The sequence below is a fragment of the uncultured Mediterranea sp. genome (assembly GCF_902493215.1).
In the GTDB taxonomy this organism is placed as follows: Bacteria; Bacteroidota; Bacteroidia; order Bacteroidales; family Bacteroidaceae; genus Bacteroides.
Genome location: NZ_CABUOL010000001.1, coordinates 177066 through 197564 on the forward strand (window position 1 = coordinate 177066; position 20499 = coordinate 197564).

14 protein-coding genes and 1 tRNA gene are annotated in these 20499 nt (G+C 53.1%); 8 read left to right on the forward strand and 7 right to left on the reverse strand.

Going from position 1 to position 20499, the window contains the following annotated elements; genetic code table 11:
- Positions 1-6 precede the first annotated feature (6 nt).
- From ftsZ to RDO88_RS00700, 3 genes are all read left to right on the forward strand, one after another.
- Positions 7-1320, forward strand: coding sequence for a cell division protein FtsZ (gene ftsZ, locus RDO88_RS00690; RefSeq protein ID WP_307757518.1), 1314 nt, complete (start codon positions 7-9; stop codon positions 1318-1320).
- 33 nt (positions 1321-1353) lie between these two features.
- On the forward strand, positions 1354-1803 hold the full coding sequence (locus tag RDO88_RS00695; RefSeq protein ID WP_307757519.1) for a GatB/YqeY domain-containing protein: 450 nt from the start codon (positions 1354-1356) through the stop codon (positions 1801-1803).
- A 177-nt stretch (positions 1804-1980) separates the two neighbouring features.
- Positions 1981-3438, forward strand: coding sequence for a beta-Ala-His dipeptidase (locus tag RDO88_RS00700; RefSeq protein ID WP_307757520.1), 1458 nt, complete (start codon positions 1981-1983; stop codon positions 3436-3438).
- 724 nt (positions 3439-4162) lie between these two features.
- On the opposite strand, the gene RDO88_RS00705 is transcribed toward RDO88_RS00700, so the two are convergent.
- On the reverse strand, positions 4163-4309 hold the full coding sequence (locus tag RDO88_RS00705) for a hypothetical protein (protein WP_307757521.1): 147 nt from the start codon (positions 4307-4309) through the stop codon (positions 4163-4165).
- Positions 4310-4436: 127 nt separating this feature from the next.
- On the opposite strand from RDO88_RS00705, the gene RDO88_RS00710 reads away from it, so the two are divergent.
- Positions 4437-10274, forward strand: coding sequence for an alpha-2-macroglobulin family protein (locus RDO88_RS00710; protein ID WP_307757522.1), 5838 nt, complete (start codon positions 4437-4439; stop codon positions 10272-10274).
- 118 nt (positions 10275-10392) lie between these two features.
- On the opposite strand, the gene fucO is transcribed toward RDO88_RS00710, so the two are convergent.
- Together fucO and recO are read right to left on the reverse strand one after the other, a co-directional pair.
- Positions 10393-11547, reverse strand: a complete 1155-nt coding sequence (gene fucO, locus RDO88_RS00715; protein ID WP_307757523.1) for a lactaldehyde reductase — start codon at positions 11545-11547, stop codon at positions 10393-10395.
- 128 nt (positions 11548-11675) lie between these two features.
- Positions 11676-12404, reverse strand: coding sequence for a DNA repair protein RecO (gene recO / locus RDO88_RS00720; RefSeq protein ID WP_307757524.1), 729 nt, complete (start codon positions 12402-12404; stop codon positions 11676-11678).
- A 287-nt stretch (positions 12405-12691) separates the two neighbouring features.
- Between recO and RDO88_RS00725 the strand changes: the two genes are divergently transcribed.
- From RDO88_RS00725 to RDO88_RS00740, 4 genes are all read left to right on the forward strand, one after another.
- Positions 12692-12763 (forward strand) — tRNA-Glu (locus RDO88_RS00725).
- 39 nt (positions 12764-12802) lie between these two features.
- Positions 12803-13057 (forward strand): 30S ribosomal protein S20, encoded by a 255-nt coding sequence (rpsT, locus tag RDO88_RS00730; RefSeq protein ID WP_307757525.1) that lies wholly within the window; start codon positions 12803-12805, stop codon positions 13055-13057.
- A gap of 185 nt (positions 13058-13242) precedes the next feature.
- A complete protein-coding gene (gene gyrB / locus RDO88_RS00735; RefSeq protein ID WP_307757526.1) occupies positions 13243-15216 on the forward strand; it encodes a DNA topoisomerase (ATP-hydrolyzing) subunit B in 1974 nt (657 codons plus the stop codon).
- Between the two features lie 263 nt (positions 15217-15479).
- Positions 15480-16832, forward strand: coding sequence for an aspartyl protease family protein (locus RDO88_RS00740; RefSeq protein WP_307757527.1), 1353 nt, complete (start codon positions 15480-15482; stop codon positions 16830-16832).
- 206 nt (positions 16833-17038) lie between these two features.
- Here the strand turns inward: RDO88_RS00740 and RDO88_RS00745 are convergent, their stop codons facing one another.
- From RDO88_RS00745 to gpmI, 4 genes are all read right to left on the reverse strand, one after another.
- Positions 17039-17359 carry a DUF3784 domain-containing protein gene (locus tag RDO88_RS00745; RefSeq protein WP_307757528.1) on the reverse strand — a complete coding sequence of 107 codons (321 nt, stop codon included), beginning with the start codon at positions 17357-17359 and terminating at the stop codon, positions 17039-17041.
- A gap of 7 nt (positions 17360-17366) precedes the next feature.
- Positions 17367-18035 carry a hypothetical protein gene (locus RDO88_RS00750; RefSeq protein ID WP_307757529.1) on the reverse strand — a complete coding sequence of 223 codons (669 nt, stop codon included), beginning with the start codon at positions 18033-18035 and terminating at the stop codon, positions 17367-17369.
- Between the two features lie 16 nt (positions 18036-18051).
- Positions 18052-18633 carry a DUF3109 family protein gene (locus RDO88_RS00755; protein WP_307757530.1) on the reverse strand — a complete coding sequence of 194 codons (582 nt, stop codon included), beginning with the start codon at positions 18631-18633 and terminating at the stop codon, positions 18052-18054.
- Between the two features lie 325 nt (positions 18634-18958).
- Positions 18959-20476 (reverse strand): 2,3-bisphosphoglycerate-independent phosphoglycerate mutase, encoded by a 1518-nt coding sequence (gene gpmI, locus RDO88_RS00760; protein ID WP_307757531.1) that lies wholly within the window; start codon positions 20474-20476, stop codon positions 18959-18961.
- Positions 20477-20499 lie beyond the last annotated feature (23 nt).

Genomic DNA, 20499 nt, shown 5'->3' on the forward strand with positions numbered 1-20499 from the left:
GATAATATGGACGATATAATCAAAGATTTCGGTTTCGCTACCGACTCTCCGAAAATCATCAAAGTCATCGGTGTAGGCGGTGGAGGCGGTAACGCTGTCAACCACATGTATCGTGAAGGTATTCACGATGTAGCGTTCGTGGTGTGTAACACCGACCGTAAGGCCCTCGAAGAATCACCCGTCCCTGTGAAACTCCAGTTGGGGCACGAAGGACTGGGAGCCGGCAACCGTCCGAACAAGGCAAAGGAAGCCACCGAAGAAAGCATCGAGGAAGTGAAAGATATGTTGAACGACGGAACCAAGATGGTATTCATCACCGCCGGTATGGGTGGAGGTACAGGTACCGGAGCCGCACCTACCATTGCCCGTATCGCCAAGGAAATGGACATCCTGACCGTGGGCATTGTCACCATCCCCTTCCGCTGGGAAGGTGACAAGAAAATCGACCAGGCCCTGGACGGTGTGGAAGAAATCAGCCGCCACGTCGATGCCCTGCTCGTCATCAACAACGAACGCCTCGGCGAAATCTATCCCGACCTCTCCGTGACCAGTGCCTTTGCCAAGGCCAACGACACACTGCTCATCGCCGCCAAGAGTATTGCGGAAATCATCACCATGCGAGGCATCATCAACCTCGACTTCAACGATGTGAAGACCGTAATGAAAGATGGCGGTGTGGCCATCATGAGTACCGGCTACGGCGAAGGAGAAAACCGTGTGAGTGAAGCTATCAAGAACGCCCAGCACTCGCCGCTGCTCAACAACAACGACATCTTCAACTCGAAGAAGGTGCTTCTCAACATCTCCTACAGCCCCGACCACGAGCTGATGATGAGCGAAATGGACGAAATCAAGGACTTCATGAACCGCTTCAACCGGGACTTCGAAACCAAGTTCGGCATGGTGGAAGACAAGGAATTGGGCGAGCGGGTAAAAATCACACTCCTCGCTACCGGTTTCGGCATCCAGGATATCCACATGCAGGAGATGGATGCCCGCCTGAGCCAGCGCAGTGCCGAAGAACAGCAGCGTCTGGCCGAACTGGAGGAAGAGGAAGAACAACGCCGTACACGCCGCGAAACCTATTACGGCAAGGATGCCAACAACCGTACGCAACGCACCCGCCGTCGGCACATTTACATCTTCAGCCCCGAAGATCTGGACAACGCTGAGGTCGTGGCCATGGTCGAGAATTCGCCGACCTACCTGCGCGACAAGACTACACTGAACGCCATCAAGGCTAAAGCAGAGGAACAAAGTCTGCAGGCTACGCAAGAAGCCGGAGGAGCGGAAGACGGCGGTATCATCAGTTTTGTATAAAATCAGATTATTAACCAACAACATACATTCATTATGGATTTATTTGACAAAGTCAGTGAAGACATTAAAACAGCCATGAAGGCCAAAGACAAAGTGGCCCTCGATACATTGAGAAATATCAAGAAAGTGTTCCTCGAAGCCAAGACCGCTCCCGGAGCCAACGATACCCTGACCGACGATGCAGCCCTGAAAATCATTCAGAAGCTGGTGAAACAAGGTAAGGATGCTGCTGAAATCTATGTACAGCAGGGACGCCAGGACCTGGCCGACGGCGAACTGGCACAGGTAAAAGTGATGGAGACCTACCTGCCCAAACAGATGAGCCCCGAAGAACTGGAAGCAGCCCTGAAGGAAATCATCGCCGAAGTGGGTGCCACCAGCGGCAAGGATATGGGTAAGGTAATGGGAGTAGCCAGCAAGAAGTTGGCCGGATTGGCCGAAGGACGTGCCATCTCTGCAAAAGTCAAGGAACTGCTGGGATAATTTCCTAACCGGAATAATTCTATTAAAAAGTGTGACTGGTCAAGAAAGGGATTCCCCTTCCCGACCAGTCACACTTTTTTCATGAGAACAGACACACTCCTCAACGTCAAAAACCACCTTTTCGTTTTGTACTTCACGCAGTTTCCACTATCTTTGTGAAAACTAAATTCTTTTATTATGAGTACAATCTTACAGCTTGCTCCACAAAACGTGTGGAAGCATTTCCATTCACTGACCCAGATACCCCGTCCGTCGGGACATGTAGAACAGGTTACCGAATTCCTGGTGAACTTTGGCAAACAATTAGGACTGGAATCATTTGTTGACGAAGTCGGCAATGTCATCATCCGCAAGCCGGCCACTCCCGGCATGGAAAACCGTAAAGGAGTTATCCTGCAGGCCCATATGGACATGGTGCCCCAAAAGAACAACGATACCGTACACGATTTCACCAAAGACCCCATCGAAACATACGTAGACGGTGACTGGGTAAAAGCCAAAGGTACCACACTGGGTGCCGACAACGGACTGGGCGTAGCTGCCGCCATGGCCGTACTCGAAGCCAAGGACTTGAAGCACGGGCCTCTGGAAGTACTGATCACCAAGGACGAAGAGACAGGCATGTATGGCGCTTTCGGCCTCAAGGAAGGTACCTTGAAAGGTGACATACTCCTCAACCTCGACTCTGAAGACGAAGGCGAACTTTATATCGGTTGCGCAGGTGGCATCGACATTACCGCCATGCTGGAATATAAGGAAGAAGCGCCTGCCGAAGGCTTCGTGGCACGCGAACTGACGTTGAAGGGGTTGCGTGGCGGACACTCAGGTCTGGAAATCAACCAGGGACGCGGCAATGCCAACAAACTGCTGGCACGCGTGGTACACGACCTGCTGGTAGAATTCGACTGCCAACTGGCCAGCTTTGAAGGCGGAAACATGCGCAACGCCATTCCCCGTGAAGCCCATGCCGTATTGCTGTTCAACCCTGAAGATATGGACGGACTGGATGAATATATCCAAGAATACGAAGCGCAAATCAATGCCGAATATACCACTATCGAAAGCAACGTCAGCCTGAAGATAGAAGATACTGAGATGCCGGCAGCCGTGGTTCCTGAAGAAATCCAGGACAATATGATCAACGTACTGATGGCTTGTCAGGATGGCGTCATGCGCATGATACCGACCGTCCCCGATACGGTAGAGACTTCTTCCAACCTGGCTATTGTCATCATCGCCGGCGGAAAGGCAGAAGTACGTATTCTGGCCCGAAGCTCTTGCGACACCATGAAAGACTTCCTGGCCGACAGCCTCGCCGCCTGCTTCTCTATGGCAGGCATGAAAGTTGAATTCAGCGGAGCATACTCCGGCTGGCAGCCCAATGTCAATTCACCCATTCTTCAGGCCATGAAGCAGTCATACAAAGAACAGTTCGGTACCGAACCGGCAGTAAAGGTAATCCATGCAGGATTGGAATGCGGCATCATCGGCGCTACCTACAAGAACCTCGACATGATTTCCTTCGGGCCGACTTTGCGCTCGCCCCACTCGCCTGACGAGCGTGCCTACATCCCCACGGTAGCCAAATTCTATGACTTCCTGGTAGCTACACTGGAAAAGACGCCGACCAAGTAACAAGATTCGGCCAATGTGACAAGAGACAAGAGCTGTACCTGCGGGTATGGCTCTTTCTTTTTCTGCCAATCTGTCTGCAGACGAACGGGAATGACGGTTTGACAGTCCTTTTACGCAGTTTTGTCATGTACAAACTTCGGAAGAATTGACCCAAATCAAGAAATATGTTATACAACATGTTTTTCTTCCATCCAACACTTGACGATATCTAAAAAGGCACTACTTTTGTGTTGTAAAACATGAAATCAATAAGATTTCGGTAAGTTTTCAATAGGATAACAAGATTGTTTTAGGAGGACACAAAAATGAAAATGTTAAAGAAAATCTTCAAGAACGTCGGTAAAGCCGACAAGAACATCTGGGGTTATGTAATGCTCTAAGCATTCATAAATCCCCATTTGTCAAGTGGTAGAAATTAAATCAATGTTTTCAGGTAACACAAAAAAAGAAAGGGAATGAATTATGAAAAAATTGTTTGCATATCTGATAAATGCTTTGGCCATTATGGGCGAAAGCGAAATGCGCTCCCTGGGATATGGAAGTGAAAGATAATAAAGTTAAGAAAGACAATAAAGCACATGCATTGATTTAAAGCAAATAAAATGAAACGGAGGTATATGCAGAATATGCCTCCGTTTTTTGTTGCAACTCCCAACTATCTCCCATTCCGGTCTTCTCTTCCCTCAAGGCCTCAAAACAGTTTCATGCTATGAAACCGGTAGTTTCATTCAATGAAACCAGTGGTTTCGTTCAATGAAACCGATGGTTTCAAAAAATGAAGCAGGTTTGAAACCAAAAGTTTCGTTGCCGCGACAACCTTTGAAACTTTTTCTATCCGCCAGTTCTGCGGGAACACATGCGCTGTTTTCATTCTGCCAACATGCCTTTTTCAATTCCGTTTTACACTATTTTCAGTTAAATAATATGGTTATTTAAACTTTAATCGCTTACTTTGTTCTAATAGAGTATAGAGTAAAAACGCTAAAAGCCAAACGACTATGAAACGAATGTTTTATACAGGGTGGATGCTTGCCCTCTGTTTCTTCCTGTCAGGATGGAACAACATGCAGGCACAAACGTATGAGAAATTGTGGAAACAGGTAGAGCAGGCACAGCAGAAAAGTCTGCCGCAAACCGTTGTGAAGCTGACCGAAGATATCTGCCGGAAAGCCTTGGACGAAAAAAACTCGCCACAATTGCTGAAAGCCTACCTCTGCCGGGCCGCCTTTCAGGAGCGCCTGACGCCCGACAGCCTCTATGCACGCCTGAACGAAATGGAACGATGGGTAACAACCGAAACCGATGAAACGGACCGCGCCATCCTGCATTCGTTACTGGCAAGCGAATATGCGGATTATTGGCAAAGCCGGCGCTACACCATTGCCGCACGGACGGACCTGGTTACGGACGACCAACCGGCCGACATCCGCGAATGGACACCCCGCCAGTTTGTGGAAAAGGTGGAAACACACGCCACAGCCTCAACCCGCCAAGTGACTTTGCTCACCCGAACCTCGACAGACACCTACCGGCCTTTTGTGGAGCAGGGCGAACAGAGTGCTTACTACAGCCACGACCTCTATCACCTGCTTGTACGGAGAGCCATCAACGCCCTGCAATCCATGTCGGGCGCCGGTGCAGACTCATTGATAGAAGCACGCACCGAAAGCCTTTATCAGCAAACCATACAAACCTATGCCGACCGCTCCGACGGAGCGGATGCCTGCCTGCTGGCAACGCTCGATTATTGGGAGTGGAAGAATGGCAACAGACACTCCACGCAGGATGACACCGCCTACCTGCAGGCGCTCGATGACCTGATGGCCCGTTATGCCGACCGCCCCTTGTGCGCCGAAGTCTATCTGCGCAAGGCACAATGGATGAGCCGCGGCGGTGAAGGGCACAGTGTGGGCGAAGCCATCCGTCTGTGCGATGAAGCCATCCGCCGCTATGCCTCCTACGACCGCATCGGGCAGGTGAAGCAACTCCGTGCCGAGCTCCTGCGGCCGCAGATATCCCTGTCCGGAGAACGAATCGGTTACCCGGGTGATACTCTGGCACTACAGGTACATTACCGCACAATGGATGCTCCCGTCATCCTTAATCTTTATGCCACCAACCTGAAGGCATACCCTTATCAGACTGATTGCAACAATGCAAAGGAATTCCGCCGCCTGTCACCGCGCCGTGTCTATTCCCAGAAACATACCTTGACGCCGATACCCCATGCGGATAAGACCGAAGCAGACCTGCCTTACCTGCCCAGCGACACAACGTTGGCGCTGCCCATTCCCCAAACGGCCGGTGTCTATGTCGTAGAAATCGTTCCTCAAGGCAAAAACGGACGTACCAGCCGCTGCTTCCTGCCCGTAAGCCGCCTGCGGGCTCTGACGCTTGACCTGGGTGGCGGGCAAATGGAAGTGACTACACTCGACGGCCGAAGCGGGCATGCCGAAGCGGGTGTCCGCGTCTGCTTCTATTCGTCCAGAAACGAAGAGAGCCGCCGCCTGCTGAAGGAAGTCGTGACCGACGAACAGGGGAAAGCCCTTGTGACGCTTGAGAAGTATGACTATAACACCTGCTACACTCTCAGCAAAGAAGCAGATACGGCATTGCCTACTACAGATTTGTACCTGAACCGTTCGTCTCAACCCTCAGCCAATCATCACTACGAGCTTTCACTCCTCACCGACCGAAGCATCTATCGCCCTGGTCAGACCGTTTACCTGAAAGGGGTTGTCTATAATAAAGGAAAAAACAGTGCTCAAGTGGCAGAGGGCGAATGGGTAAACCTGGAGCTGCTCGATGCCAACCTCAAACAGATAGCCACCCGACGTGTGCAAACCAACGAGTTCGGCTCCTTTACCGCCGACTTTGCTCTGCCTTCCGCTTGCCTGAACGGCCAGTTTATGGTACGTGTTCAGGAAAAGCATATATCGGGTGCCGCCCGCTTCCAGGTGGAAGAATACAAGCGACCGACGTTCGAAATCACCTTCCAGCCTGTCACCGTTCCCTATTGTCTGGGCGAGACGGTAACACTTCGTGGCGAAGTGAAGGCTTTCAGCGGGGCTTCTGTTCAGGAAATGCCGCTGGCCTGGAGCGTGAAGCGCTACAACCGCCTGCGTGGCTATCTGAATACAGACAAAATGCTGAAGGCCGACACAGTGCGTCTTGACGCGCAAGGCCGATTTGCCATCGACATCCGGTTGGAAGGCGAAATGGAAAAGGCTCTTCAGCCCTGGCAAGTCAGACAAGGTTATAGCTTCGAAGTGGAAGCAACCGTAACCGACGAGGCGGGCGAAACACAAACGGCTTCCTATACTCTTTCGGCCGGTTCGCAGGCATTCAACCTAAACCCATCCATCCCCGTGCAAGTGTGCAAGGAAGACACGCTTCAATGGATGATTCATGCCTCCAATCCCCAAATGTCACCCCTCACACTGACCGCCGACTGGCGCATCGACCCCGAAACAGAGAAAGGCGAACTGGTGGCCAAAAATGCCCAACCCACTCTGAACGGCCGATGCCTTACCGGCAAGAAGAACCCTTCAGCCATGTGGCAGAATGTACCTTCAGGCCGTTATCGCCTGACGGCATGGGCTACCGACTCGTTGGGGCATCGGGTGGAGAGCACCGCCTCGTTCATTCTTTTCTCGAAAGAAGACCGTCGTCTGCCTGTCCACGCTCCTCTCTTCTTCCACGAACGGAAGATGGAGGTGGCTGCTGGTGAAAAGGCCTCCTTCTGTCTGGGTACTTCGTTCAAGGACGCTTGGGTATGGATGGATGTCTTTACAGGTGGCAAGCGCGTGGAGAGCCGCCTGTTGCAACTCTCTGACACCCTGATGTGCGTCGAGATGCCTTACCTGGACAGTTACGACGAAAGCGTTACGCTCCTGTTCAACACCCTGAAGGAAGGCGAGCTGTATAGCCAAACCGCTTTCTTGAAGCGTGCCCAGCCCAACCGCACCTTGCAGATGAAGTGGGAAGTCTTCCGCGACCGCCTGCGCCCCGGTCAAGAGGAAGAATGGCGTCTTGTGGTGACTACGCCCGAAGGCCTGCCCGCCTCGGCCGAGATGCTGGCGTTGATGTACGACGCTTCGCTCGACAAGCTTTATCCCAACCGTCAGTCGTGGGGCGTCTTCTTCGCTCCGCAACTCGACTGGCGCAATGTACGTCTGAATGCGGTCGGCCGCCTCTACCTGTCGCCCTATTTCACGATACCCGACTGGAAGGTACCCGGCTGGTCGTTCGACCGCTTCTGTTCGCCGTGGTTGGTACCCCAAGCCATGGAGATACGCGATGATGCCCTCGTCGTAGGATACGGCTCCAGTCGGACGCCCACCTTGGTAAGAGGAACCGTCTTGCAGAAGTCTGCCTCCAACGCCATCTTCAACACGAAGGAAGAAGCTGGCCTTGCCGTGGAAGTCTCCTACGCACCTCCTACGGCCGACGGTGTCTTGTTTGAAGAAGAAGTGGTGAATACAGCCGAAACCCTCCAACCCGATGCCGACCTCCGCACCAACTTTGCCGAGACGGCCTTCTTCTATCCCCAACTCCGCACCAACGAACGGGGCGAAGTGGTGGTGGCCTTCACCCTGCCGCAAAGCCTGACCCGATGGAATTTCCGCGGCTATACCCACACGAAGGACATGCAGACAGGCCTGCTCGAAGCATCGGTTGTCAGCGCCAAGGAATTCATGCTGCGCCCCAACCTGCCGCGCTTCTTCCGCATGGGCGACCAGGCACAGGTGGCCGCCACGGTGAGCAACCTGACCGAGGGCACGATAAAAGGGCGTGTGACATTACAATTGTTCGACCCCACAACCGAAAAAGTCATCCTGACCCGCCGCGAAAAGTTTGAAGCGGAAGCCGGCCGCAACGCCGCCGTCGACTTCGCCTTCGATGTGGACGACCGCTATCCCCTGCTGGGCGTACGCCTCACGGCCGATGGAGGCAACTTCAGCGACGGCGAGCAGCATGTCCTCCCCGTGCTCAGCAATCAGGAGTATGTGACGGAAACCTTGACCTTCGACCTGAAGGGCAACGACGCCTGCACACTCCGCCTCGATACGTTGTTCAATCACAACAACTCCACCGCCACCCAACGGTGCCTGACCGTCGAGGTGACGGGCAACCCTGCCTGGATGGCCATACAGGCCCTGCCTTCCTTGACGCAACCCGACGGCGAGAATGCCATCTCGTGGGCCGTAGCCTATTATGCCAACACCTTGGCCGCCGCCATCGCCCAGTCGCAACCGCGCATCCGCGAAGTCATCGAGGCTTGGCAAGCCAGCGGGCAGAGCAAGGAAACTTTCCTCAGCCGTCTGGAGCAAAATGAGGATTTGAAAAATATGTTGTTGAGTGAAACGCCCTGGCTGGCCGAAGCCACTTCGGACACGGAGCGCATGCAACGCCTCGTACAGCTGTTCGACGCCAACCGCCAACGCAACCTCACCCTCTCGGCCCTTACCCGCCTGAAGGAATTGCAAGGCGAAGACGGCGCCTGGAGCTGGTACAAAGGCATGGGCAGCAGTCGCGACATCACCACCTACATCGCCACCCTGCTTGTGCGCCTGCCCCTGCTGACAGGAAGCCCGCTCGACGCCGATGCCTCGGCGATGAAGCAATGTGCTTTTGCCTACCTGCATCAGGAAGCCCTCAAGGAGTACAAACGCCTGCGCGAAGCCGAGCGCAAGGGCACGCAGATAACCGCCCTTTCGCCTGACGCTTTCGACTACCTCTATCTGCTGGCCTTGGATGCCGACGCGATGAAGCAGGCAGACAAGGAGGTACACAACTACTTCCTCTCGCTTCTGCCCCGCCAGCTGACCACGGCCTCCATACAACGCAAGGCGCAAGCTGCCGTCATCCTGCAAGCCGCAGGTCGCAAGGCCGATACCCAAGCTTTCGAAGCCTCGCTCAAAGAGCACCTCGTGCAGGAAAAGACGATGGGAGCCCACTTCGCCTTCAACGACGGTTACTATAGCTGGGGCATGATGCCCGTCACCACCCACGTGGCCGCCATGGAAGCCCTGTCGCGCTTCGAAGGCAACGCATCTGTCATCGAAGAGATGAAGCGCTGGTTGCTGAAGCAGAAGCAGACCACCCAATGGAATACGCCCGTCGCTTCGGCAGACGCCATCTACGCCCTCTTGTGCAACGGCCGCAACTGGCTGGCCGACCGTGGCGACGTCACCCTCACCTTGGGTCGCGAACGACTCCGCACCACCGACACTTCTGCCCGTCCGTTGCAAGGCTTGGGATACATCAAGGAAACTTACGAAGAAGGTAGCACCGCCCTCAAAGCCCGCACCCTCGAAGTGGAAAAGCACGACGAAGGTATGGCTTGGGGAGCCGTCTATGCCCAGTATCTTTCGCCCGTGGCCGATGTCCGAGCACAAAGCACTGGTTTGTCCATCGAAAAGCAATGCTTTGTCGAGCGTAAAACAGCCTTTGGCCGTTCGGAACTCCATCCGCTGGAAAAGGAAGGCGGCCTCCGCGTAGGCGACAAGCTGGTCATCCGCCTTGTGCTCCGCCTCGACCGCGCCATGGATTATGTCCAGCTGAAGGACAGTCGTGCCGCCTGCCTCGAGCCGACCGCCACGCTCTCTGGCTACCGCTGGACGGGAGGATTCGGCTATTATGCTGAGACGAAGGATGCTTCGACGCGTTTCTTCTTCGACCATCTGGGCAAAGGCACCTATGTATTGGAGTACAGCTGCCGCGTATCGCAGGCAGGTACTTACCAGCCGGGGCTTGCCACCGTCCAATGTGCCTACGCCCCCGAGATGGCTGCCCACTCGGCGGCGGGCGAAGCCTTGCAGGTAGCTGAATAGTCAACAGCATCTGCCGACCCATAAAAAAAGCGGGCGAATACGGAAAAAGAGGAATCCATCTCCTCCGCATCCGTATCCGCCCGCTTTCTTATGAGTTTATTTCCAACGGCGGCTTTCGTCAGAATGCCTTGCGATAGAGCGCTTCGATATCTTCAACCGACGTGGGGCGTGGATTGCCACCCGTACATACATCGTTGAAGGCATCGATGGCCAGCTGGTGCAAGTCTTCCTCGCGCACTCCAATCTCGTGCAACTTCTGAGGAATGCCGATGCTCAAGGAGAGCTGGCGGACAGCATCGACCGCCGCACGTACACCTTCCGCTTCGGTCATGCCTTCGGTATTCACACCCATCGCCTTGGCTATCTGCATGTACTTGGGAGCGGCAGGCGACTCGGCATTATACTCCATGACATAAGGCAGCAGCAAGGCATTGGCCACGCCATGGGGAGTGTCATAGTGAGCTCCCAAAGGATGGGCCATGGAGTGGACAATACCCAGACCTACATTGCTGAATCCCATGCCGGCAATATACTGCGCCTGCGACATGGCTTCGCGTGCCACGGTATCGTTTCCATTATCCACGGCGGCTTTCAGGTGGGCCGCAATCATTTCGATAGCTTTCAGTTCAAACATGTCCGACATCACCCAGGCACCTGGCGTGATGTAGCTTTCGATGGCATGAGTCAACGCGTCCATACCCGTTGCGGCCGTCAGCCCTTTCGGCATGGAGTACATCAGTTCAGGGTCTACAATGGCCACCGACGGGATGTCGTTGGGGTCCACGCACACCATCTTCTTCTTTGCGTCTTCGTCGATGATGACATAATTGATGGTCACCTCGGCGGCCGTACCAGCCGTCGTAGGCAAAGCGAACGTAGGAACTGCCTTCTTGCGGGTATCGGCCACACCTTCCAGCGACTTCACGTCGGCAAACTCCGGATTGTTCACCACGATGCCGATGCCTTTGGCCGTATCAATGGAAGAACCTCCGCCCAAGGCCACGATGAAATCGGCTCCCGATGCCTTGAAGGCCTCTACGCCATGCTGCACGTTGGCAATGGTAGGATTGGCCTTCACATCACTGAAAAGCTCGTAAGGGATATTGTTTTTCTCGAACACTTCGATTACCTTGTCGGCCACATGGAAGCGGATCAGATCCTTGTCTGTCACAAAGAAAGCCTTCTTGAAACCTCTTCGGGCTGCTTCTACGGCGATATTCGCCCGACATCCCGCACCGAAATAGGATGTCTCGTTCAAAATCATTCTATACATGGCATTATTTATTTAAGTAAGTAGATGATAACAAAGATAGTATTCTACACCGAGAAAAACATAGAGACGAGCTCAATATTTTGTTTTGTTAGTAAAATAATAAGTATGACAAGACAAGACTGTTTCCATCAGTCGAAAAGCTCCTTGAGAACCTCCAGCGATTTCAGCTCTGGAAAATCGGGCAGATGCAGGCGATAATACTGCTCGATGACAGACAGGCAACGCATGCGCTCGACACGGCTCATGGCAAAAAGATGCATCGTATCATAGTTCATCCGCATCAGCGTCGTCAGTCGGGCCGCTTCGGCCGGGCCAATGTAATGCGAATGGCCGACGGGGCGAAGAGTTGTGAAACAGGCATTCAGCAGGTCGAAATAACAACCCGACGAATATCCCTCCAGATTGGGATAAAGCCCCAAAAAGCGGGAAAGCCTCATGAGGAATACCAAATGAAAATTAGCGAAACCTGTACGACATTCGTCCAACCACACGATGGAATGTTGCAGATAGGCAAAGAGAGCCCGATTGTCGACCTCGGCACGTATCGCCCGACACAGGAACTCGGAAAGGAAAAGAGCGATGGCCGATTTATAAGGGTCGTAGGGCAAAGTCGTGAACGGATGCCACGATTTGGCTTCCTTTATCTTATATATAGATGCATTGGTTCTGAAATCGGCTTCCAGCTCCACCAAAGCCAAAGGCTGAAACAAGACTGCCTTGACCGATGCTTTGCGCGAACGAGGCACCGACACCAGAAAAGACACACGCCCCGCCACATCCGTATAGACATCGGCAATCCACGACGCATCCTTATATTTCACCGTGCGAAGCACGATACCCTGTGTTTTCTGTAACATACGCTTCCATTTCCAAATAAAAATCCAGCTACAAATCTACAAAAAAAGAGCATAACTAAGCATGGGAACTGATGCAGCCACAAAAAAATGCATTCTTTCTAGCAAAAATATCACACCACACAATATACTGATTATCAATATATAAAAGCCAAAACGGCGAGAAAATCGGAAGAAATACACCAAAAATTTTTCAAGAACATTTTGCCAATTCAAAAATAGTTTCTACCTTTGCATCCGCAAACGAAAGGAAACACGGTTGCAAAAAGCGGAAACGCTTATCTAAGGCCGGCCCGTTCGTCTATCGGTTAGGACGCAAGATTTTCATTCTTGAAAGGGGGGTTCGATTCCCCCACGGGCTACAATTAAAAAGATAAACGAATTAAAAAAGATTAGTCGAGATGGCAAATCACAAATCATCACTGAAAAGAATCAGACAAGAAGAGACAAGAAGACTTCACAACAGATATTATGGCAAGACCATGAGAAATGCTGTTCGTAAGCTTCGCGCTACCAAGGATAAGACTGAAGCTACAGCCATGTATCCGGGATTGGTTAAGCTGTTGGACAAATTGGCAAAGACCAATGTTATCCACAAGAACAAAGCTAACAACTTGAAGTCTAAGTTAGCTTTGCACATCAACAAGCTTGCTTAAGAGAATACACACAAAGCAATATAAAAGGCTGAATTCCAAAAGGATTCAGCCTTTCTTGTTTACATACCCCAAAGCCGGAAACGCTATTGAAAAAGCCGTAAAAGGAATAAAAAACTCTCCGCCGAAAGAATATAATCCAAAGATTTTCACTATTTTTGCTCAGTTATTATATTAAGGATAATTTTATGACTGAAGAAGAAAAAATAAACGGTGAAAACAATTATTCGGCCAGCAACATCCAAGTGCTGGAAGGACTGGAAGCGGTGAGAAAACGCCCCGCCATGTACATCGGCGACATCAGCGAAAACGGCTTGCACCACCTGGTCTATGAAGTGGTGGACAACTCCATCGACGAAGCGATGGCAGGCTATTGTGACCACATCGAAGTAACCATCAACGAAGACAATTCCATTACCGTACAAGATAACGGCCGCGGTATCCCCGTAGACTTCCACGCCAAGGAAAAGAAATCGGCGCTGGAAGTTGTAATGACCGTGCTCCATGCCGGAGGTAAGTTCGACAAAGGTTCCTATAAGGTGTCGGGCGGTCTGCACGGCGTAGGTGTATCGTGCGTCAACGCCCTGTCTACCCACATGACGACGCAGGTATTCCGCAACGGGAAAATCTACCAGCAGGAATATGAATGCGGCAAACCGCTCTATGCCGTCAAGGAAGTAGGTACTTGCGACCCCGGTTTTACCGGTACCAAGCAAACTTTCTGGCCGGACGGAAGTATCTTTACGACCACCGAATATAAATACAGCACCCTGCAGGCCCGCCTGCGCGAATTGGCTTATCTGAACGCCGGTATCCGCATCACACTGACCGACCGCCGGCAAAAGGAAGAAGACGGAGAATTCGTAAAGGAGACCTTCCACTCGGTAGAAGGCGTAAAGGAATTCGTCCGCTACCTGAACAGCAACAATACGCCGCTCTTCGACGACGTCATCTACCTGAATACCGAAAAGGCAGGCGTACCCATCGAGTGCGCCATCATGTATAACACGGGCTATCGCGAAAATCTCCACTCCTACGTGAACAACATCAACACGAAGGAAGGCGGTACGCACGAAGCCGGATTCCGCTCCGCCCTGACCCGTGTACTGAAGAAATACGGCGAAGACACCTGCGCCAAACAGCTGGAGAAGGCCAAGGTCGAAATCTCGGGAGAAGACTTCCGTGAGGGCCTCATCGCCGTCATCTCCGTCAAGGTAGCCGAACCTCAGTTTGAAGGCCAGACCAAGACGAAGCTGGGCAACAGCGAAGTGAGCGGCGCCGTGAACCAAGCCGTGGGCGAAGCCCTGACCTACTATCTGGAGGAACATCCGAAAGAAGCCAAACTGATTGTAGACAAAGTGATACTGGCCGCCACCGCCCGCGTAGCTGCCCGCAAAGCCCGCGAATCCGTACAGCGCAAGTCGCCCATGGGCGGCGGAGGCATGCCCGGCAAACTGGCCGACTGCTCCAGCAAGGACCCCGAAGAATGCGAATTGTTCCTCGTCGAGGGTGACTCGGCAGGCGGCTCGGCCAAGCAAGGCCGTAACCGTACCTTCCAGGCCATCCTGCCCCTGCGCGGTAAGATTCTGAACGTAGAGAAAGCCATGTGGCACAAAGCTTTCGAAAGCGACGAGGTGAACAACATCATCCAGGCACTGGGTATCCGCTTCGGCCTCAACGGTGAAGACAGCAAGGAAGCCAACATCGACAAGCTGCGCTACAAGAAGGTTATCATCATGACCGATGCCGATGTCGATGGTTCGCACATCGACACACTGATCATGACACTCTTCTTCCGCTACTTCCCTCAGGTCATCGAGCAAGGTTATCTCTACATCGCCACTCCCCCGCTCTACCTCTGTACCAAGGGCAAGGTGAAGGAATACTGCTGGACCGACCAACAGCGCCAGCGTTTCATCGACACCTACGGCGGCGGTTCGGAAAATGCTATCCACACCCAGCGCTACAAAGGTTTGGGTGAAATGAACCCCGAACAGCTGTGGGAGACGACCATGAACCCCGAAAACCGTATGTTGAAGCAGGTGAACATCGAGAATGCGGCCGAAGCCGACTATATCTTCTCCATGCTGATGGGCGAAGATGTAGGTCCGCGCCGCGAATTCATCGAGAAGAACGCCACCTATGCCAACATCGACGCATAAAGGAAACCGACGGCCGTGAGTAGTCAAGATGGTTAGTACCCACGGTCTGTCGTAATCACAATTTATCTAACCATCATTAATTAGCCAACCTCACATCTTACAACGAGGCAGTCCCGGCAGAGCAGGAAAACCCTGCGGCCGGGACTTTTTATTTTCCACGCTCCGCTATTCTTTCCCGACAAGTTAAGACTAAATAAGACTATTCGCTTGGTATGCTGTCGCAGAATCAGCATCTTTGCCTGAGAATATCAAACGAAAATAGTATGAAGAAGTTATTACTGGCCGTCTGCCTCGCCACCGCGCAGACGGCCCTCGCACAAACCGCCGACACGCACATCGGCACCCTTATCAACGAAAGCAACTGGTTCGAACTGAAACGCACGATGGAGGTAACACCCCGCGACTCCGTCAGCCCCCTGCTCTACTGGATGGGAACGGCCATGACGGCCCACTATTTCAACCGTCCCGACTCGGCCTGCACCGCCATCGGCACTGTGCTGAACGAACATCAGGCAGAAATAGGCGGACAGAACTCCGTGCACATGGCAGCACTGATGGCCACCAACCTGACGCGCTGCGGCCGATACGAAGAAGCGGCCGCACTGATGCAGAGCCTGGCCCAGCAGTTGCAGGCACAGGGCGTGGACACCGCCACCACGGCCTCCATCCTCAAGGCGGCCGACCTCTACACCATGTATGCCCGCGAGTCGCCCCTCTGCCGCCCGCTTCATCCGGCAGGCGAATACCACCTCCCCTTCACGTTCAACGACGACATGCACCAGGGATACAAGAAGCAGGGGCACTTCCTGATGCTGGATGCACGCATCAACGGTACAAACGAACCGGTCGTGTTCGACACGGGTGCCGGCATGAACATCATCAGCAGCCGCCAGGCCGAAGCGTGTGGCCTGCGACAGACCGAAATCACCATCGACATGCAGGGCATCGGCAGGCAGCAGGGACGCATTGCCCTGGCTGACACGCTGCGCATCGGCCCGATGGCGTGGCAGAATGTTCCCTTTCTGATTGTCGATACACGCACGGGCGATGCCGAAGCCGACAGCGTCGGAGGGATGCTCCAGCCCGTCATTGGCCTCCCCATTATGCTGAGCATGAAAGAGGTGCAGTTTGATTTTGAACACCGCGAACTGCTGATACCCGCCACGCCGACACCCAATCCGCTGAACAGCAGCAACCTGCTACGCACGGACAGCGAGGGTCTGCGTGTGGAGAGCCGCGACGACGAGGGGCACCCGATGTACATGCACCTCGACACGGGCTCGTATGGCAGCGACCTGACCGCCCGTTGGTATGCCGCCCACCGCACCCAGGTGGAGGCACAAGGCCAACCCGACTCGCTCCGCATGGCCGGCATTGGCGGCGTCAGCAGGCAGAAGACCTACCGCATCCCCCACCTCACCTACCGCATCGGGCGAGGTGAAGCGACGATTGAGAATGTACATGTCAGTACGGGGCTCGACCTGCGCACGGGCCAGCCTGTGGGCGAAATGTTCGGCGTCGGCGATATAGACGTCATCATCGGTTTGGGACTGCTGGAACGGTTCCGCCGCGTGACGCTGAACTTGGAGGAAATGTACATAGACGCCCAGCCTTAAAAGACAAATGTTGGCCGGATATTCGGGCCAACCGACCGGTTCCCAGGCTTTCCCAAAGCCGGGGAAAACTTTTCCCTCACCGGGGGAAAGGGTTTCCCTTTAAAAGGGAAAGGCCTTCCCTCGGTGAGGGAAAGCCTTTCCTCTTATAAGAAACAGACCGAGGAATACGAACTCGCTGAAAATCAGGTTCAAGACTTTATTCCGAATCAATGTCCGTGGTCATAACGCTGGGCACCGGCTACCATCACCACCGAACCCACAACGGGCACTGCGATAATGCTGACCATCCTAGCCACCATTTCGGCCATCCCGCCCCACAACAGCAGGTAATAAACAAGGACAACAAGCAGCCCGATGATACAAAACGCCCGGCACATGAAAACCGTCAGTCCCTTGACATCAACCAGTTTCTGCCGTTCGGGCGACATCGTATTATACCCGGCTATCAGCTTGGGATACTTGCGTACAAGCAAGCCCAGAAGAACAAAAAAGGCTGCGAAGAGCCAGACAACCAGACTATCCATCATTCGTATTTCATTGGTTATACATATTGATATCTACCACCCAACAGTCGTCAATATACATCGTCGTGCCCGCATAACTGTGTATTTCAAATACAAAATAATGAGCAATGGCAGGCACCTGTATCGTATAATCAAACAATTGCCATTCGCCGTACTCCAACGGGAAAGAAGACAAACCGTAACCGCCTCCCCTTATGATGCCCCATGTAGCATCATCGTAAAATGTTGCCAGTACATCGTTTGGGATATTATCCGAGCCACCCTCACGGAAATAGCAGTACATACGCGGCTTGGTTCCTGTACAGGCCTCTTCTATATAGTAGTGAAAACGGATACGGAGCGTATGCCCGGGAGAGACTTCGACTTTCTGACTGATACTTGCCGTAATGCCTGCTTCGGGTGAGGACAGACGGGCAGATGATGTTCCTTCATACACAATCTCACTTTCTTGACTTACACTGCCATAATGTTCTTTCAAGGACCATCCCGACAGGTAGTCTTTCCTCCCGACAGCCAAGTTTCTTCCTGTCCATTCTTCACAGGTACCATTTTTCAACAAATTCATAATCGGAGCCAACTCCAATTCCGGTTCCTCTTCCGGACAACCCTTATCCTGCTCACACGAAACCATGAACAGGCAGAGGACCAACAGACACAAGCACCAACAACGCTCCATCATCTCCTTGTTCTACCAGTTACAACATCCCCTGTTTCTCCAGCTCCTCCGCCGCAATCTCCAGTTCCTTGTACCACGCCTCGCCGAACTTGCGGATGAGCGGTTCGCGCAGGAACTTATAGACAGGCACATTCTCCTTGCGCCCCAGCAGGACGGCGGCCTTGCAGACATCCCAACGGTGGTAGTTCACCGCCTTATAGGGGCCGTAGTCGCCCACGCGGATGGGATAGAGGTGGCAGGAAACGGGCTTATAGAAGTCGGTTTTGCCTTCACGGAAGGCTTTCTCGATGGCACAATAGCAGCACCCCTTGTCATCGTAGCAGGTAAAGACGCAATCCTTGTTGTTGACAATGGACGTCACCAGGTCGCCTTCGCAGTCGGTGTACACCACCCCCTGGCGGTCGATGACGGCCTGCGCTTCGGGACTGAGGTCGTCCCATATCACGGGGAGCACTTCTTCGAGCTTCTCCACCTCGTCCAGCTCTACCGGCGCTCCGGCATCTCCCTCGATGCAACACTCACCCTTGCAGGCAGACAGGTCGCACAGAAACTTCTCACGCAACACGTCGAGACTTACCACTACATCGTCTATCTGTATCATAAATTACCGTTCTTTTATCAAAGACTTCCTTCACAATCGGGCGTCAACATAAACCGTTATGAATCAACTATATATCAGTTTATTTCAGTTTGAGAAAAATAAACTCCCAGTTTAATGCTGATAAACTGACAATTTAAACGTACTAAACTGGTAGTTTAAACGGAGTAAACTGACAGTACAAAGGCTTTAAACTGACAGTACAAACGGAGTAAACAGTGCCCCTCGTGAAGGAAGACATTCCTTAAAAATATAAGGGCAGACAGAAGGAATCTTTTATATCAGCACCTTCTGCCTGCCCTCTATTCATTTGCAATCTTCCGAATCATTACTTAATCAGATCCTTACCGGTCATCTCAGCAGGCTGAGGCATGCCGAGGATGTGGAGGATGGACGGAGCTACGTCGGCCAGCACACCATTCTCTACCTTGGCATCCTTGTTGTCCGTTACGTAAACGAAGGGCACGGGGTTCAGCGAGTGAGCGGTGTTGGGTGTACCGTCGGCGTTCAGAGCGTGGTCGGCATTACCGTGGTCGGCGATGATGATTACCTCGTAACCGTTGGCCTTGGCAGCCTCAACAGTATCCTTCACGCAGTTGTCGATGGCTACAACAGCTTTCTCGATAGCCTCGTAGATACCCGTGTGGCCCACCATGTCGCCGTTGGCATAGTTCACCACGATGAAGTCGTACTTCTGGGTGCCGATAGCCTCAACCAGCTTGTCCTTCACTTCGTAGGCGCTCATCTCAGGCTTCAGGTCGTACGTAGCAACTTTCGGAGAAGGAACGAGGATGCGGTCTTCGTTGGCATACGGAGTTTCGCGGCCACCGTTGAAGAAGAAGGTTACGTGTGCGTATTTCTCCGTCTCGGCGATGTGGAGCTGCGTCTTGCCGTTGTTGGCCAAGTATTCGCCCAGCGTGTTCTGTACGTTCTCCTTGTCGAAGAGGATGTGCACGCCTGTGAACGAAGCGTCGTACGGCGTCATGCAGTAGTATTGCAGGCCGGGGATGGTGTGCATGCCCTGCTCCGGCATATCCTGCTGGGTCAGAACGATGGTCAGTTCCTTGGCACGGTCGTTGCGGTAGTTGAAGAAGATCACTACATCGCCTTCCTTGATGGTGCCGTCGAAAGCGCCATTTACGATAGGCTTGATGAACTCATCGGTCACACCTTCGTCGTAAGATTCCTGCATGGCCTGTACCATATCGGTAGCCACGCGACCCTGTCCGTTGACGAGCAGGTCGTAAGCTTCCTTCACACGCTCCCAGCGCTTGTCGCGGTCCATGGCATAGAAGCGGCCCACGATGCTGGCGATGCGGCCGGCCGACTGTGCGCAGTGGGCGGTCAGCTGCTCGATGAAGCCTTTACCGCTCTTCGGGTCGGTGTCGCGTCCGTCCATGAAGCAGTGGATGAACGTCGTGTCCTGCAGGCCGTATTCCTTGGCGATGTCGCAGAGCTTGAACAGGTGGTCGAACGAAGAGTGAACGCCGCCGTTCGAAGTCAGACCCATGAAGTGGATGTTCTTGCCATTCTCCTTCGCATAAGAGAAAGCGTTTACAATCTCCTTGTTCTGCAGGATGCTGCCGTCGGCGCAGGCGCGGTTGATCTTCACGAGGTCCTGATAAACGATGCGTCCGGCACCGATGTTCAGGTGACCTACTTCAGAATTACCCATCTGACCGTCGGGCAAACCTACGTTCTCGCCGCTCGCCTGGAGCTGTGAGTGCGGATAGTTGGCCAGCAGACTGTCCCAGTAAGGCGTGGGAGTATTGAAGATCACGTCGTCCTTCTGATGGTCGCCACAACCCCAACCATCGAGAATCATTAAAAGAGCTTTCTTTGCCATAATGCTTAAAGTATTTAAAGTTT